Here is a 16,259-nt window from a genome sequence, read left to right as displayed (position 1 = left end):
CATTGACCATTCTCCCGGAGGACACACATGACCGAGAACAACTTCGTCTATCCGCGCGACGTCGACGCCTTCGGCTTCGACTGGGGCCGCCTGGCGCTGACCGTCGCCCCGGAGGTCAACGGCGCGCAGAAGTTCTCCGGCGGCGTCGTCGACCTGCCGCCGGGCCAGGGTCACGCGCGGCACAATCACCCCGGCGCCGAGGAGATCATCTTCGTCATCTCCGGCGAGGGTGAGCAGATGGTGGAGACGCCGGACGGCACCCCCGAAGTCCGCAAGGTCGGGCCGGGCTGCACCGTGTTCGTGCCGGAGAGCCGCTTCCACTCGACGCTCAATACCGGCTCCGCCCCGATGCAGCTCTTCGTCGTCTATTCGCCCGCCGGACCGGAGCGGGTGCTGCGCGATCTGCCCGATTTCCGGATCATTCCCCGGGGGCAGTGAGCGCGCCTTTCCGCTTCCACACGAGGCTGGCGCACTTTACCCTTGCGCCTCGGGTATGGAGGCCGGCTCGGTAGCGGGCATGGAACAGATTCTGTCGCGACGCCTGGCCGCCGTGCTGTGCGCCGACATTGCGGGCTACAGCGCGCTCGTCGGTGCCGACGAGGCCGGCACCGTCGCGGCGCTCAAGGGCCACCAGGCGGCCGTGATCGACGTGCTGACCCGGCATGGCGGGCGCGTCGTGAACATCGCCGGCGACGGGCTGGTGGCCGAGTTCGCCAGTTCGGTCGCCGCGCTCGAGGCCGGCCTCGCCATGCAGTCAACGATGGCGGCCCGCAATGCCTCCGTCCCCGAAGGCCGGCGCATGATGTTCCGCGTCGGCATCAACCAGGGCGATGTGGTGCACGACGAGGAGCAGATCTACGGCGACGGCATCAACGTCGCGGCCCGCCTGCAGACCATCGCCGAGCCGGGCGAGATCTGCGTTTCGGGCAAGGTCTATGACGAGGTCCGCGACCGCACCAGGGCGACGTTCCGCGATCTGGGGGAGCGCAAGCTCAAGAACATCGCCCGTCCGGTCCGGGTCTTCGAGGTGTCCCCGGCCGAGGCCCGCGCGCGCCGGGCGCGCCTGCCGGACGGGGTGGCGGTGGAGCCGCGGCGGCCCTCGGTCGCCGTCCTGCCGTTCGACAACATGGGTGGCGACAGCGAGCAGGAGTACTTCGCCGACGGCGTGGTGGAGGACATCATCACCGCCCTCAGCCGCTTCAAGGATTTCGCCGTCATCGCCCGCAACTCGAGCTTCGTCTACAAGGGGCGGGCGGTGGACGTGCGCGAGGTGGCGCGCGAGCTGGGCGTGCGCTACCTGCTCGAAGGCAGCGTCCGCCGCGCCGGCACCCGGCTTCGCATCACCGCGCAGCTGATCGATGCCGCGACCGGCGCGCATCTGTGGGCCGACAAGTTCGACGGCACGCTCGAGGACGTGTTCGATTTTCAGGATCGGATCACCGGCACCGTCGCTTCGCTGGTCGAGCCGACCATCCGCTGGGCCGAGATCGAGCGTTCGCGCCGCGAGCGGCCGGACAGCATCGAGGCCTACGATCTCTACCTGCGCGCCCTGCCGATGCACCTGTCGCAGACCGAGGCGGCCAATGCCGAGGCCATTGCCCTGCTGCTGCGCGCGATCGAGTTCGAGCCGCACAATCCCACCTACCTGGTCTATGCCGGCAACGCGCTGCTGCACCGCTCCGCCCAGGGCTGGCCGGCGATCGGCGCCGAGGACCACCAGCGCGGCATTGCCCTGGTCGAGCAGGCCCTGGCCCATGCGCGCGACGATGCGGTGGTCCTCAGCCTCGCCGCCATGATGCTGATCCACAACCTCAAGGACTATGATCGCGGGCTGGAACTCAGCCGGCGCGCGGTGACGCTCAATCCCAACAACCTCAGCGTCATGATGTTCGCCGGCATCGCGCAGCTGCACCTGGGCGATCTCGACGAGGCCATCGCCTGCAGCGAGCACGCCATCCGGCTGAGTCCGGCCGTCGACGGGGCGCACTGGCCGCTGACGGCCATCGCGCATGCCCATCTGATCCGCGGCGACCATGAGAGGGCCATCGCCTGGGCCAAGCGCTCCATCTCGTCCAACCCCAGCTATGTCTGCACCTACTGGATGCTCGCCGCGGCCAACGCCCATCTGGGGCGCCTCGACGAGGCGCGCCGCCACGTCGAGGCGCTCAAGCGCCTGGCGCCCGAGACCAGCATCGCACGCATCTGGGCAGGGCAGCCGCAGAAGCTGCCCGGGCGGCTGTCGGCCGTGCTCGACGGTCTGCGCCTCGCCGGCCTCGAGGAAGCCTGATCAGGTCCCCCGCGGCTTGGCGCGTGCGGTGGCGGCGGCATTGAGCGGATCGTCCGGCCAGAAGTGGCGCGGATAGCGGCCCCTGAGATCCTTGGCCACGTCCTTCCAGCTGCCGCGCCAGAAGCCGGGCAGGTCGCGCGTCGTCTGGATCGGCCGATGCGCCGGCGAAAGCAGCACGAGCAGCAGCGGCACCCGTCCGCCGGCGACGGCCGGATGCCGATCGAGCCCGAACAGTTCCTGCACGCGCACTTCGAGCGCCGGACCGTTCTCGGCCGCATAGTCGATCGGCAGCCGCGAGCCCGAAGGGGCATCGAAATGGCTGGGCAGCAGCCGCTCGATCTCCTGCCGGCGCGACCAGGGCAGCAGCGGCTCGAGCGCGTTTCCCAGGTCGTCGGGACTGATCTCGGCCAGCGCCGTGCGGCCGACGAGCGCTGAAGCGAGCCAGCCGATATCTGCGGCCAGTCCCGCGTCGGACAGGTCCGGCCAGTCCGCGCCGATCGTCGCCCTGAGGTAGGATGAGCGGGCGCGCAGCGCCAGCTGCTCGCGACTCCACGGCAATTGTCCGAGGCCGGTCTCCGCGATGCCGCGCGCCAGCAGTTCGGCCGCCGCGACCGGGTCCGGCACCGCCATCGGCGCCTCGTCGAGGCGCAGCGAACCCAGGCGTCGCACCCGGCGCGCCCGCACCGATTTCGAGCCGCGCTCGAAGGTCTGTGCCACATCCTCGACGATCTCGGCCCCGAACAGCTCCTCGATCTCGTCGCGCCCGATCGGTGCGGCGGCGCGGATACGGCCGGTCGCTGCGGCGCCGGTCAGCTCGGCCACCACCAGGTACGGTACCGCGGCGAGGGCCTCGGTCTCCTCGAGGCTGGCGCCGCGGCCGTTGGCGAGCCGGAACCGGCCCCTCGCGCCGGCCGCTTGCGCCACCCGGTCGGGATAGGCGCGGGCGAGGTGGCGACCGACGCCGCCGCCGGTGCCGGTATTGCCGACCAGGCCGGCCCAGCGGCGGGCCAGTCCGCGCGCCTCCTCGGCGCGCCGGCCGCGATCGCGGCGGAACCGCTCGAGCCGCTGGCCGATGTCGATATCCTCGCCGCCGAGCCCCCGTTCGGTGAGAAGCACCGCGATCTCGGCGGCCGTGCGGGCCTCATCCTCTGTCGCCGCGGCGTGCACCATGTGCGCGAGCCGCGGATGCAGCGGCAGGCGCGACAGCGCCTTGCCCTCCGCCGTGAGGCGCAGGGCGGCGTCGAGCGCCCCCAGTCCCTTGAGCAGGCCCACCGCCTCGGACCAGGCCGGTGCCGGCGGCGGGTCGAGAAAGCGCAGCTGTCCCGGATCGGTGACGCCCCAGCCGGCGAGATCGAGGACGAGGCCGGCGAGGTCGGCCGCGAGGATCTCCGGGGTATCGAACGGCGCAAGGGCCGCGTTCTGCCCCTCGTTCCACAGCCGGTAGCAGACGCCCGGCGCCGTGCGGCCGGCGCGACCGCGGCGCTGGTCGGCCGCCGCCCGGGAAACCCGCCGGGTTTCCAGCACCGTGAGTCCGGTCCCCGGCTCGTAGGCAGGGACCCGGCGGTACCCCGAATCGATCACCACACGGACGCCCTCGATGGTCAGCGAGGTCTCCGCGATCGAGGTCGCCAACACCACCTTTCGGCGACCCGCCGCGGCCGGCAGCACGGCGCGATCCTGCGCCTCGGGCGACAGCTGTCCGAACAGCGGGGCGATGTCGGTGTCGCCGCCCACCCGCCCCTCGAGCCGTTCGGCCACGCGCGTGATCTCGGCCTGCCCGGGCAGGAACACCAGCAGCGAACCGGGCTCGCTGCGCAGCGCCTCCAGCGTCGCCGCCACCACCTGGTCCTCGAGCCGCAGCGCCGGGTCCGGATCGCGATGGCGGGTTTCGACCGGAAAGGCGCGTCCGGCGCTCTCGATCAGCGGCGCGTCGCCCATCAGGGCGCCGACCCGTGCCCCGTCGATGGTCGCCGACATGACGACAAGCCGCAGGTCGTCCCGCAGCGCCGCCGCGTCGAGGGCGAGCGCCAGTCCCAGGTCGGCGTCGAGGCTGCGCTCGTGGAACTCGTCGAACAGCACCGCGGCAATGCCGCTGAGTTCGGGATCGTCGAGCAGCATGCGGGTGAACACGCCCTCCGTCACCACCTCGATGCGGGTGCGCGCCGAAACCCGCGCGTCGAGCCGCACCCGGTAGCCGACCGTCGCCCCCACCTCCTCGCCGAGGCTGTGTGCCATCCGGCGCGCCGCGGCCCGTGCCGCCAGCCGGCGCGGTTCGAGCATGACGATGCGGCCGTCCCCGCGCCAGGGCGCGGCCAGCAGGCTGAGCGGCACGCGGGTAGTCTTGCCGGCCCCGGGCGGGGCGACGAGCACGGCGGAGCGGTGCGCCGCCAGCGCCTGATGGAGCGCCGGCAGGGCCTCGTCGATGGGCAGCGAAATCGGCGTCATGGCCGCTACATCGGCCAGAACGGGCGCGTCGGCAAGCCGGTCAGATGACGGTCTTCAGCATGTCGAGCAGCGAGCCGTCGAAATTCTCGTCGGCGACGGGTTCGGGTGGCGCGCCGGCCTTGCTCACCGCGACCTCCGACCAGCCGATGACGATGGTGAAGCCGCCCACCTTGCGGTCCGCCACGAACCACGGAACCATCACCGTATTGAAGGCGACCGGGGCGTTGCTCGACGGGCTGATGTAGTTGCGCTTGGTCTTGACGGTCTGTCCCTTCAGCGCCCGCTCGTACTCTTCCCGGCACTCGGCCGGCAGGTCCGGGAACACCTGCGCCAGCGTCTTGCCCACCACTTCGCGTCGTTCGACGAAGCGGTGCGCCTTGAGCCACATCACCGAGCAGTCGACGATCCGGAGCTTGTCGTCGACGATGGCGACGGGGGAGGGCATGTCGGCGACGAGGTCCTGGATGATCCGCAGCCGGCCCTGCAGCTGCAGGTCGCGTTCCACGTCGGCGGTCACATCGCGGCTGGCGCCGAACAGTTCGGTCACCTTGCCGTTGCGAACTCTGAGATCGGCGATGGTCTCCACCATCCGCACCGGTCCGTCGGCGCGACCGACGCGCAGCCGGCAGTGGAAGCCGCGCCGACCCTCGAGCGACTGGGCGATCAGCGTCAGCAGCTTGCCGCGATCCTCCGGATGATAGGCCTTGACCATGTCCTGCAGCGGCAATGCCTCGCCGCCGAGCGGCAGGCCGAGCAGCTGCGCGACCTTGTCGGACAGGATGACGCTGCCCGGGAACACCACCTTCCACTGGCCGTAGCCGGATTGCTGCTCGTACAGCTGCAGGGCGCGGTCCGCCTCGACGATCGAGGGGTCCGGTTCGACCAAGGCGAACGAGTCCGATGCGGTGGCGATCAGCTGCTTGGCGAACATGGCAACGTCATCAAATTCGGGTGACGAACGCTAAGGCCTGTTCGGTTAACCAATCGTTCGCTGGCGGCTCGACTGCATCGGCTGCGCCACGAGGCCACCGCGCGTCTGGGCGAGCGCACGCGCCTGCCGCGCCGGCAGCGGCTGGCTGAAGAGGTACCCCTGCGCCTCGTTGCACCCCTCGGTGGCAAGGAACATCAGCTGCTCGAAGGTTTCGACGCCCTCTGCCGTGACGCGCGAACCGATCGAGCGGCCGAGCCCGATGATGGCCCGCACGATGGCGACGGAGTCGGCCGCCTGCGGCAGGTCGGCGACGAACGAACGGTCGATCTTGATCTTGTCGAAGGGAAACCGCCGCAGGTAGCTCAGCGAGGAGTAGCCGGTGCCGAAATCGTCGAGCGCCACCCGGACACCCGCCTGGTGCAGGGCCCGCAGTTCGTCGATGGCGCCCGTGCTGTCGTCGAGCAGCACCGACTCGGTGATCTCCAGTTCGAGCCGCGCCGGCGCCAGTCCGCTGCGCTCCAGCGCCGTGTTGACCGCGCCGCGGACCGCCTTGGAGCGGAACTGGGCCGGCGACAGGTTGACGGCGACCGACAGCTCGCCGGGCCAGCGCGCGGCCTCCCGGCAGGCCTGTTCGAGCACGTAGGCGCCGATATCCTCGATCAGTCCGGATTCCTCGGCCAGCGGGATGAACACCGAGGGGGCGACCGGTCCGCGCGACGGCGAGTCCCAGCGCAGCAGGGCCTCGAAGCCGGTCAGCCGGTTGCTGCCGATCTCGATCTGCGGCTGGTAGACGAGGTGCAGTTCGTGCCGCGACAGGGCCAGCGCCAGGTCGCGCTTCATCTCGCGCCGCTCGCGCAGCTGCCGGTCCATTTCCGGCTCGAAGAAGCGGTAGTCCCGGCCCTTGTCGGCCTTCACCCGGTAGAGCGCCAGGTCGGCGCAGTGCAGTATGGCATCCGAGCCGCGTCCGTCGCGTGGCGCGATGGCGATGCCGATGCTGGCCCCGATCGCCACCTCCTCGCCCTCGAGGTCGTAGGGCGCGGCGATCGCGTCGAGCAACTGCTGGGCCGCGCTGCCGGCCTGCTCGGGCCGGTCGACCCGCAGCAATACGGCGAACTCGTCGCCACCGAGCCGGGCGGCCAGGCAATTGTCGCCGACGGCGCGGCGCAGGCGATCGGCGACCTGGGTCAGCAGTACGTCGCCGGCGCGGTGTCCCATCGTGTCGTTGATCAGCTTGAAGTCGTCGAGGTCGAGCGAGAACACCGCCAGGTGCCCGCCGGCGCGCAACTCCTGCAGCGCACTCACCAGCCGTTCGTGGAACTGCACCCGGTTGGGCAGGCCGGTGAGGGCGTCGTGGCGGGCGAGGTGGGCAATCTGCTCCTGCGCGAGGCGCCGCTCCGTGACGTCGCGGAAGAAGATGATCAGCCCGGCGGAGCTGCCATAGGCCTGAACCTCGAACCAGGCCCCGGCACTCGGCAGGTAGTCCTCGAAGGCGATCGATCGTTGCTCGGCCATGGCCTGCCGGTAGCGCACGAAGAAGGGCTCCGCCTCCACCGGGTCGAACAGGTCCCGGATGTCTCGGCCGATGAAGGGGGCGCCGCTCTGCGGAAACACCGACATGGCGCGCCGGTTCATGTAGGTCACGCGCCACTCGGCATCGACGCTGATGACGCTGTCCATAGTGCTCTCGAGCACATTGGCCAGCCGGCGCGCGGAGGCGCCGACTTCCACCTCGTTGCGCTTGGCCTCGGTCACGTCGCGCGACAGGGCGAGGACGCGCCTGACCCGGCCTTCGCCATCGAGGATGGGCGACAGCGACAGGTCCCACCAGCGCGGCGAACCCTTGGCGGTCGGACCGAACAGGGTCTGGCGCGTCGCATCGCCGCGCAGCGCCAGCTGGATGGCGCCCTGGACCACCGGCGCGACGTCCTCCGGCCAGAAGCTGGCGAAGGGCCTGCCGACGACCGCGGCGGGATCGTCCACCTCCATGATCCGCACGCCGGGGCCGTTGATGAAGATCAGCCGCCCCGCGTCATCGAGCACCTCGATCGCCACGGCGCTGGCCTCGAGGATCGACCGGGCGAACTCCTCGCTGTCCCTGAGCGCGGCCTCGACCTGCCGCCTGTCGTGGATGTCCTCGAGCGTGCCGTACCAGCGAACGATCCGACCCTCTGCGTCGCGTCGCGCCGCGGCGCGGGCGCGCATCCAGCGATAGTCGCCCGACTTGACGCGGACACGATACTCGACGTCGACCGGTTCGCCCGTTTCGAGGCAGCGCGACCAGAGCTCGACGGTCCCCGGCACATCGTCGGGATGCAATGCGCTCAGCCAGCCCCGGCCGAGTGCCTCGGACTGCGACAGCCCGACGCTGTCCAGCCAGCGCGGGCCCACTTCGATGATCGTGCCGTCGGGCGCCGCCAGCCAGGGGATCTCGGGGTTCAGTTCCACCGCGGTGCGGTAGTGGTCGATGCTCTCGCGCAGCGCCTGGTCGGTCTGGCGGGCCCGGGTCACGTCCTGCACGATGATCTGGACGAGTTGCGACGGCCGGGCGTCGTCGCCGGGAAAGGCGGTCGCGCTGTAGACGCGCGACGCGCGGCCGGGGATGTCGATGCCGAACTGGAAGCTCGACACGCTGCGCCGGCGCGCCACGGCACGCAGTCGCCGCTTCACCAGCGCGCGGTCGGCCGGACGAATCCGCTCCAGCACCGCTTCGAGCGGCAGACCCTGCGCAATCGGCTCGGTCCCCGACACCGTGATGGCATGGTGGACGCGGTTCTGCTCGGGCCGCCACATCCAGATGGAAATGCCGGCCGTCTCCTGCAGGCGGCGCAACGTATCGGGCGAAAGCTCCAGCCCCGAGATTGCTCCCGGTTCGCCCGTTTGCGGTGACTGCACTTGGTGGTCTTTGCTCGGCATACCGTCCTCGACGAGAGGTGATGCTAAGCAACAGGCACAGCGAAACTGTTAATTGCCGCGTCGCCGGTTCAATGCTGCCGCGGCGACGCGACTTGTTCTTTGAGCTTGGTTAAGTGTTGGTGAGCGGTCCTCTGCGGGTTTGCTTGGCTCAGGCCCACTCGCCACGGCGCATCACCGGCACCCGTGTGCCATCCGACTTGATGCCGTCGATATCGATCTGGTCCGAGCCGATCATCCAGTCGATATGGATGAGGCTCTTGTTGCCGCCGCGCGCCGCGATCTCGTCGGGGGTCAGCTTGGTCCCGCCCACGAAACAGTCGGCATAGCACTGGCCGAGCGCGATGTGGCTCGCCGCATTCTCGTCGAACAGCGTGTTGTAGAACAGGATACCGCTCTTCGAGATCGGCGAGGAGTGCGGCACCAGCGCCACCTCGCCGAGCCGCCGCGCCCCCTCGTCGGTGTCGAGGACCTTGTTGAGCACGGCCTCGCCCTTGCTGGCGCGCGCCTCGACGATTCTCCCGGCGGCAAAGCGCACCTCGATGTTCTCGATCAGCGTGCCCTGGTGGCTGAGCGGCTTGGTCGAACGCACGAAGCCCTCGACGCGCTGTGCGTGCGGGGTGGTGAACACTTCCTCGGTGGGGATGTTGGGGTTGCAGGTGATGCCGTTCTTGGCCTCCGAAGCCCCGCCCTTCCAGCGATGCCCGTCGGCGAGCCCGATTGTCAGGTCGGTCCCGGGACCCGTGTAGTGCAGGGCCGAGAAGGCATGCCCATTGAGCCAGGTCCAGCGATCCTTGAGATGGGCATTGTGCGCCGCCCAGGCCGCGATCGGGTCCTCGACATCCACCCGGCTCGCCGCAAAGATCGCGTCGGCGAGCTTGCGCACGGCGTCGTCCTCGGCGTCGTCGGGGAACACCAGCCTGGCCCAGCTCGGGTTGGGATAGGAGACGATGTTCCAGTTGATGTCGAACCCGGTGATCTTCTCGAGCGCCGGGCGGTAGGCGAGCGAGGTGGCGCGGTTGGCCCGCGCGACCTTGTCGGGATCCTCCTTGCTGAGCAGCATCGGGTTGTCGCCGGAGATCGCCATGCGGGCGGCATTGCGCGAGAACGCCGCCGCCATGCCCTCGAACAGCCAGGCGGGCGCCCGGTCGAAGCTCTCCGAGGGGGCGTTGCGGTAGCGCGCGAGGGTGATCTCCTCGTCCGAAAAGATCGGCTGCACGACGCCGGCGCCGGCCTTGTAGGCATGGTGGGCAATGCGGCGCACCAGCGGCAGCGCGGCGATCGGGGCGGTCAGCACCAGGTCCTGGCCCGCCTTGAGCTGCAGGCCGACCTTGATCGCCACCTCGGCGAGCTTGTCGAGTTTGACGGGATCGATGGAGGGGAGGGCCATGGCGTGACTTTCTGGGGTAATCGGGAGCGACAGTGGTAGCCGGGGATGTGCCTCGAAGCCAGCCCTCAGGCGGCGCGCAGCACGGCGAGGAACTCGGCGCCATAGCGCCTGAGCTTGCTTTCGCCGATGCCCGCAATCGTCCCCAGTTCGGCAAGGGTCTGCGGCTTCTCGAGCGCCATGGCGCGCAGCGTGGTGTCGTGGAACACCACATAGGGCGGGACGCCCTGCGATTTGGCGATCGCGGCGCGCTCGGCCCTCAGCGCATCGAACAGGGCCTGCGCTTGGCCGGGCAGCTGAACCGCGTTCTGCAGGGCCCGCCGGGTCTCGGTCGCCTTGCGCGGCCGGTCGCGGCGCAGGGTGATGCGCCGCTCGCCCCGGAACACCGGGCGGGCCTCGGCCGAGAGCTGCAGCGCGCCGTAGGCGTGGTCGACGATCACCAGCCCCATGGCCGTCAGCTGCCGGATCACCGATTGCCAGGAGCGGCTGTCGAGGTCCCGGCCCTGGCCGAAGACCGGCTGGCTCTCGTGCCCGAACTGGGTGACCTTCTCGGTGACCCTGCCCACCAGCACGTCGACGATATGCCCCGCCCCGAAGCGCTGGCCGGTGCGGTAGATGGCGGCCAGCGCCTTGACGGCCGCCTCGGTGCCGTCCCACGTCGCGACGGGCGCAAGGCAGGTATCGCAATTGCCGCACCGGCCGGCATGCGCCTCGCCGAAATGGGCGAGGATGGCTTTCCGCCGGCACTCGGCGGTCTCGCACAGCGCCAAGAGCGCATTGAGCTTCAGCCGCTCGACGCGCTTCACCTCGTCGGGGGCATTGCCCTCGTCGATCATCCGCGAGCGCTGCGCCACGTCGGCCATGCCGTAGCACATCCAGGCCTCCGCCGGCAGGCCGTCGCGACCGGCGCGTCCGGTCTCCTGGTAGTAGGCCTCGATCGATGCGGGCAGGTCGAGATGGGCGACATAGCGCACGTCGGGCTTGTCGATGCCCATGCCGAACGCCACCGTCGCCACGAGGCAGAGTGCCTCTTCCTTGAGGAAGGCGTCCTGGTTGGCGCTGCGCTCGGCCCCCGACATGCCGGCATGGTAGGGCAGGGCCCGGATCCCCTGCTTGTTGAGCCACTCGGCGGTGTCGTCGACCTTGTTGCGGCTGAGGCAGTAGACGATGCCGGAACTGCCGTTGTGCCGCGCGAGGAAGCTCTTCAGCTGTGCCCGCGCATTGTCGCGCTCGACGATCGAGTAGCTGATATTGGGCCGGTCGAAGCTCGAGGTGAAGATGCGCGCCCCCGAGAGGCCCAGCCGCTCGATGATGTCGTCGCGCGTCACCGGGTCGGCGGTGGCGGTCAGCGCGATGCGCGGCACCCCCGGATAGTCCTCGACGAGGCTCGACAGCTGCCGGTACTCGGGGCGGAAATCGTGGCCCCACTGGCTGACGCAATGCGCTTCGTCGATGGCGATGAGCGCGATCGGCACCCCCTGCATCATCGCCTTGAAGCCGGGCAGCACCAGGCGCTCCGGAGCGACGTACAGCAGGTCGAGGCTCCCCGCCTTCAGCTCGCGCAGGGTGCGCGACGTGTCCTCGCCCGAAATCGAGGAGTTGAGCGTCGCGGCATTGACCCCGGCCTGCCGCAGCGCTTCCACCTGGTCGCGCATCAGCGCGATCAGCGGCGACACGACGATGCCGACGCCGGGCCGCGCCAGCGCCGGCAGCTGGTAGCACATCGATTTGCCCGCCCCGGTCGGGAACAGCACCACGGCGTCGCCGCCGGCCGCGACGTGACGCACCACGTCCTCCTGCTGGCCGCGGAAGTGCTGGTGGCCGAACACGGTGCGGAGGATGTCGAGGGGATCGCGCGGGGTCGACTCAGGCATGGCGACAAGAGTCGGAAGATGCGGGATGCGGTCAAGGGGGCCGGCGATCCCCTCGGGGGATCGGTCGGCGAGGCCAGGGAGGCGAAATTGCCGGCGATGGAGACGCTTTGACCTCGATCAGTCGGGACGGCGGCGGGCTGACATGTTACCACTGGCGCCAATCCTCCCGCCGGCCTCGCTCCGGCTGCATCGATTTGCCGGACCGCCAATTGACCGACGCCAGCACGGCGGCGCGCAGCGCCGCGACCACCACCACCCTTTCGATCATCCTCGCGGTCAGCTTCGGCCACCTCGTCAACGACGTGATGCAGTCGCTGCTGTCGGCGATCTACCCCATCCTCAAGCAGAACTACGGGCTCGACTATGTGCAGATCGGGCTGCTGACCTTCACCTTCCAGGTCACCGCCTCGCTGCTGCAGCCGGCCATCGGCATGTACACCGACAAGCGGCCGATGCCCTATTCGCTCCCCGTCGGCATGGGCTCCAGCCTCGTCGGCCTCGTCATCCTGGGCTTTGCCAACAGCTATTGGCTGCTGCTGCTCGGTTCGGCCTTTGTCGGGCTCGGCTCGGCGATCTTCCACCCCGAGTCGAGCCGGGTGGCGCGGCTTGCCTCGGGCGGGCGGCACGGCCTCGCGCAATCGCTGTTCCAGGTCGGCGGCAATGCCGGTTCGGCGCTCGGGCCGCTGCTCGCCGCCTTCATCGTCGTGCCGCGCGGGCAGTGGAGCGTCAGCCTGTTCGCGCTCGGCTCCCTCGTCGGCATCTTCGTGTTGTGGCGCGTCGGGCGCTGGTATGCCGAGCACCGGCGGGCCAATGCCGGCCGCACGCCGCCCAGTACGGCGCTGCTGTTCGATCGGCGTACCACCACCGTCGCGCTGATCGTGCTCACCGTGCTCACGCTGACCAAGAACGCCTACATGGCGAGCCTGTCGAGCTACTATACGTTCTTCCTCATCGACAAGTTCTCGGTCGGCGTGCAGGACGCGCAACTGCTGCTCTTCGTCTATCTCGGCGCCTCGGCGCTGGGCGTCTTCCTCGGCGGCCCGATCGGCGATCGCTTCGGCGCCAAGTTCGTGATCTGGTTCTCGATCCTGGGCGTGCTGCCGTTCACCCTGGCGCTGCCCTATGCCGATCTCACCTGGACCGTGGTGCTGACCGTCGTCATCGGGTTGATCCTCTCGTCGGCTTTTTCTGCCATCGTGGTGTTCGCGCAGGAACTGATGCCGGGCCGGGTCGGGATGATCGCGGGCATCTTCTTCGGCTTCGCCTTCGGGGCGGGCGGCATCGCCGCTGCCGCGCTCGGTGCGCTCGCCGACGTCACCAGCATCGAGTACGTCTACTGGCTGTGCTCGTTCATGCCGCTCGCCGGCCTGCTGACGGTGTTCCTGCCCCGGATGCACCACAAGGTGCGCTGACCGGCATCGCGGTCAGATCGGCAGCAGGCAGACCGGCTTTTCGAGCGCGAACACCCGTCCGTTCGGGGCCAGCGTGCCGTCGGCCGCGACATCGAAGCTAACGAGGCTGTCGGACTTCTGGTTGGCGACGACGAGGTGCGTGCCGATCAGGATGAAGAAGCGCGGCCAGTCGCCGCCGCACGAGACGATCTGCCTGAGGCCGATGCTGCCGTCACCGGCGATCGAGAACACCGCGATCGAGTTGTGGCCGCGGTTCGACACATAGACCGTGTCGCCCGCCGGGTTGACGGCGATGTGGGCGCCGTAGGAGGTGCCCGAGAACCCCTCCGGCAGCGCCGAAAGCGCATTGATGCGGGTCAGCGTGCCGTCCGCCTCGCGCCTCAGCGCCGTGAGGAGATTGGCGTACTCGGTCCACAGGTAGGCGAAGCGGCCGCCGGGGTGGAAGGCGAGATGCCGGGGGCCGGACCCTGCCGGCATGGCATAGGCCGTCTCCGGCCCGCCGGTGAATGCGCCGCCGGCATAGGGGAAGCTGCGCACCTCGTTGTGGCCGAGATCGACGGCATAGAGCCGGTCGCCCTCGGGCGACCACTGCGTCCAGTGGGCGTGCCCCAACTCGTGCGGCTGCGTGCCGCGCAGCACCGTCGGGTCGGCCTTGAGCGCGCCGGTCGCTCCGTCGATGGCAAAGACAGGCACCGAATCATCGCCGTAGTTCGCCACGGCGAGCTTGCTGCCCTTGGGGCTGAGGCGGATGTAGCAGGGGTAGTTCGCGCCCGTCGGCTGGTAGCCGAGCGGCGTGGCGCTGCCGAGATCGGCGGCAAGGGCGAAGGCGCCGACCCTGGCGGCCATCTCGTCGGTGACATAGGCGGTGCGCGAACTCGGCGAGAACGCGATCCAGGACACGTCCGGGGTTCCGCCATAGGCGCACACCAGCTCGAAGGCGCCACTGGCGGTATCGAAGCTCAGCAGCTTGAGCCCGGCGCCCGCGCCCTCGGTGTAGGAACCGGACAGCAGATTGAGCCTGGTCATGGTGATGCGCCTCCTCGCTTGGCCGGCGATGTCATAGAGCGCTTGCGGCCGACCCCGCAATGGGTTTCGGCCCCGACGACCGACGCATCGGGGACAGGCCGCGCCCGACCGGCTCCCGCCTCGCCTAGAGCATCGACAGCAGTCGCCCGACCTCGTCCGCCGAACTCGCCCAGCTGGTCACGAGCCGCACGAGCGTCTCCCCCGCTTCTGGCCGCTGCCCCACCGGCAGCGAGTCGGCGGGCCACTCGTGAAGCGATCCGCCGGCCGCCCGGATCGCCGCGACGCTGGTTCCGGGCAGCACAGCGAACACCTCGTTGGCCTCGCTCTCCCAGCCGAGTCGCGCCCGGTTCGATGCCCTGAGCCCGGCCCTGAGCCGCTCCGCCATCGCATTGGCGTGTCTCGCCCAGCGCAGCCAGTTGCCGTCGTCCAGGTAGGCCTCGAACTGCGCCGCGACGAACCGCGCCTTGGAGAAGGTCTGCCCCGCCCGCTGCCGCCGCGCCGCGAGGTCGCGCATCCTGTCGGGCGCAAACACCACGATCGCCTCGGCCGCCCAGCAGCCGTTCTTGGTGCCGCCGAAGCTCATCAGGTCCACCCCGCTGCGCCAGGTGAGGTCGGCCGGGCTCGCCCCCGTCGCGACGACCGCATTGCCGAAGCGGGCGCCGTCGAGATGCACCGCCAGCCCGGCGGCGCGCGCCGGTGCGGTCAGCGCCGCGATGTCGGCGGGGCGATAGACCGTGCCCAGTTCGGTCGCGTTGGTGAGGCTCAGCGCCACCGGCGTGCCGAACCTGCCTGCGGCGGGATAGCGGCCCAGGGCGTCGACCACGTCTTGGGGCTGCAGTTTTCCGGCCACCTGCGGCAGCGCGATCAGCTTCATGCCGCCCGACTGGAATTCGGTCGCTCCCCACTCGTCGGTGGTGATATGCGCCTCGCTCGAGCACAGCACCAGTCCGCCCGGCCGGCTGAGCGCGGCGAGCCCCAGCGAGTTCGACGCGGTGCCGGTGGCGGTGAACCACACCTCCACCTCGCGCTCGAACAGCGCGGCGAAGCGGGCCGTGACCCGCTGCGTCAGTGCGTCGTTCCCATAGGCCGGGGCAAACCCGTCATTGGCGCGCCCCAGCGCCGCCATTACTTCGGGCGTCGCTCCGGCCCAGTTGTCGCTCGCAAAATTCACCCTGTCGCTCCGCTCTCTGGCGGCTCGCTCCTAGCACGCGGCCGGGCATCGCAGTAGGCCCGGCCGGAGGCCCGCGTCGGTCCGCCGCGTGCTGCCCCCTAGCGCCGAATCCACGGCCGGCTATGATCAGGCGCAGGAGACCCCCACCCATGCGAGCCATATCCTGTACCGCGCCCGAGCAACTGGCGCTGATCGACATCGACCGCCCCGAGCTCCGGCCCGGCTGGGTGCGCGTCGCCGTGCGCCACATCGGCATCTGCGGCACCGACTACCACATCTTCGAAGGCAACTTCCCCTACTTCGAGTATCCGCGCGTCATCGGTCACGAGCTGAGCGGCACCGTCGTCGATCCCAATGGCAGCGATTTCGCCATCGGCGATCCGGTGGTGGTCAACCCCTACCTCACCTGCGGCACCTGTCCCGCCTGCCGCGAGAACCGCGCCAATTGCTGCGAGACGCTCAAGGTGATCGGCGTCCACGCCGCCGGCGGCATGACCGAGGAGATCGTCATGCCCGCCGGCAACCTCTACCGGGCCGACGGCATCTCGCTGCGCGACGCCGCCATGGTCGAGTTCCTCGCCATCGGCGCCCACGCCATCCGGCGCACCGCCGAGCTGAAATCGGGCAGCCGCGCCATCGTCGTCGGCTCCGGCCCGATCGGGCTCGGCGTCGCCTTCTTCGCCCGCATTGCCGGGGCCGACGTGACGGTCGTCGATGCGGCGCCGGACAAGATCGAGGCCACCCGCGCGCTCGGCTTCCGCACCTTCTCGGTCGCCGAGACCGAGGGGAGCGCATTCGCCGCCATCCGCGGCACCG

11 protein-coding genes are annotated in these 16,259 nt (G+C 70.0%); 4 read left to right on the top strand and 7 right to left on the bottom strand.

Features of this window, described 5'->3' with window-relative positions; all coding sequences use genetic code 11:
• Positions 1-27: 27 nt before the first annotated feature.
• Together ACE3TU_RS01685 and ACE3TU_RS01680 are read left to right on the top strand one after the other, a co-directional pair.
• A complete protein-coding gene (locus ACE3TU_RS01685; protein ID WP_374619384.1) occupies positions 28-438 on the top strand; it encodes a cupin domain-containing protein in 411 nt (136 codons plus the stop codon).
• Positions 439-517: 79 nt separating this feature from the next.
• Positions 518-2,287: an adenylate/guanylate cyclase domain-containing protein gene (locus ACE3TU_RS01680; protein ID WP_374619381.1), complete on the top strand. Its 1,770-nt coding sequence runs from the start codon at positions 518-520 to the stop codon at positions 2,285-2,287.
• Here the strand turns inward: ACE3TU_RS01680 and hrpB are convergent, their stop codons facing one another.
• From hrpB to recQ, 5 genes are all read right to left on the bottom strand, one after another.
• Complete coding sequence (hrpB, locus tag ACE3TU_RS01675; RefSeq protein WP_374619378.1) at positions 2,288-4,732, bottom strand: ATP-dependent helicase HrpB; 2,445 nt, start codon at positions 4,730-4,732, stop codon at positions 2,288-2,290.
• Between the two features lie 40 nt (positions 4,733-4,772).
• On the bottom strand, positions 4,773-5,663 hold the full coding sequence (locus tag ACE3TU_RS01670) for a PAS domain-containing protein (protein ID WP_374619375.1): 891 nt from the start codon (positions 5,661-5,663) through the stop codon (positions 4,773-4,775).
• Between the two features lie 45 nt (positions 5,664-5,708).
• Entirely contained in the window at positions 5,709-8,555 is a 2,847-nt protein-coding gene (locus tag ACE3TU_RS01665; RefSeq protein WP_374619373.1) for an EAL domain-containing protein, read from the bottom strand.
• Positions 8,556-8,724: 169 nt separating this feature from the next.
• A complete protein-coding gene (locus tag ACE3TU_RS01660) occupies positions 8,725-9,963 on the bottom strand; it encodes an aminopeptidase (protein ID WP_374619370.1) in 1,239 nt (412 codons plus the stop codon).
• Positions 9,964-10,028: 65 nt separating this feature from the next.
• Positions 10,029-11,834: a DNA helicase RecQ gene (gene recQ / locus ACE3TU_RS01655; RefSeq protein WP_374619368.1), complete on the bottom strand. Its 1,806-nt coding sequence runs from the start codon at positions 11,832-11,834 to the stop codon at positions 10,029-10,031.
• Between the two features lie 209 nt (positions 11,835-12,043).
• Between recQ and ACE3TU_RS01650 the strand changes: the two genes are divergently transcribed.
• Entirely contained in the window at positions 12,044-13,246 is a 1,203-nt protein-coding gene (locus ACE3TU_RS01650) for an MFS transporter (protein WP_374619365.1), read from the top strand.
• A gap of 12 nt (positions 13,247-13,258) precedes the next feature.
• On the opposite strand, the gene ACE3TU_RS01645 is transcribed toward ACE3TU_RS01650, so the two are convergent.
• Positions 13,259-14,272, bottom strand: coding sequence for a lactonase family protein (locus ACE3TU_RS01645; protein WP_374619362.1), 1,014 nt, complete (start codon positions 14,270-14,272; stop codon positions 13,259-13,261).
• Positions 14,273-14,396: 124 nt separating this feature from the next.
• Complete coding sequence (locus ACE3TU_RS01640) at positions 14,397-15,443, bottom strand: low specificity L-threonine aldolase (protein ID WP_374619359.1); 1,047 nt, start codon at positions 15,441-15,443, stop codon at positions 14,397-14,399.
• Positions 15,444-15,592: 149 nt separating this feature from the next.
• On the opposite strand from ACE3TU_RS01640, the gene ACE3TU_RS01635 reads away from it, so the two are divergent.
• A partial coding sequence (locus tag ACE3TU_RS01635; protein ID WP_374619357.1) for an alcohol dehydrogenase catalytic domain-containing protein occupies positions 15,593-16,259 on the top strand: 667 nt, incomplete at its 3' end.

This window comes from Devosia sp., from assembly GCF_041917035.1.
GTDB lineage: Bacteria > Pseudomonadota > Alphaproteobacteria > Rhizobiales > Devosiaceae > Devosia_A.
The sequence above is the reverse complement of the archived record's forward strand: the minus strand, read 5'-3'. Positions and strand labels throughout refer to the sequence as shown.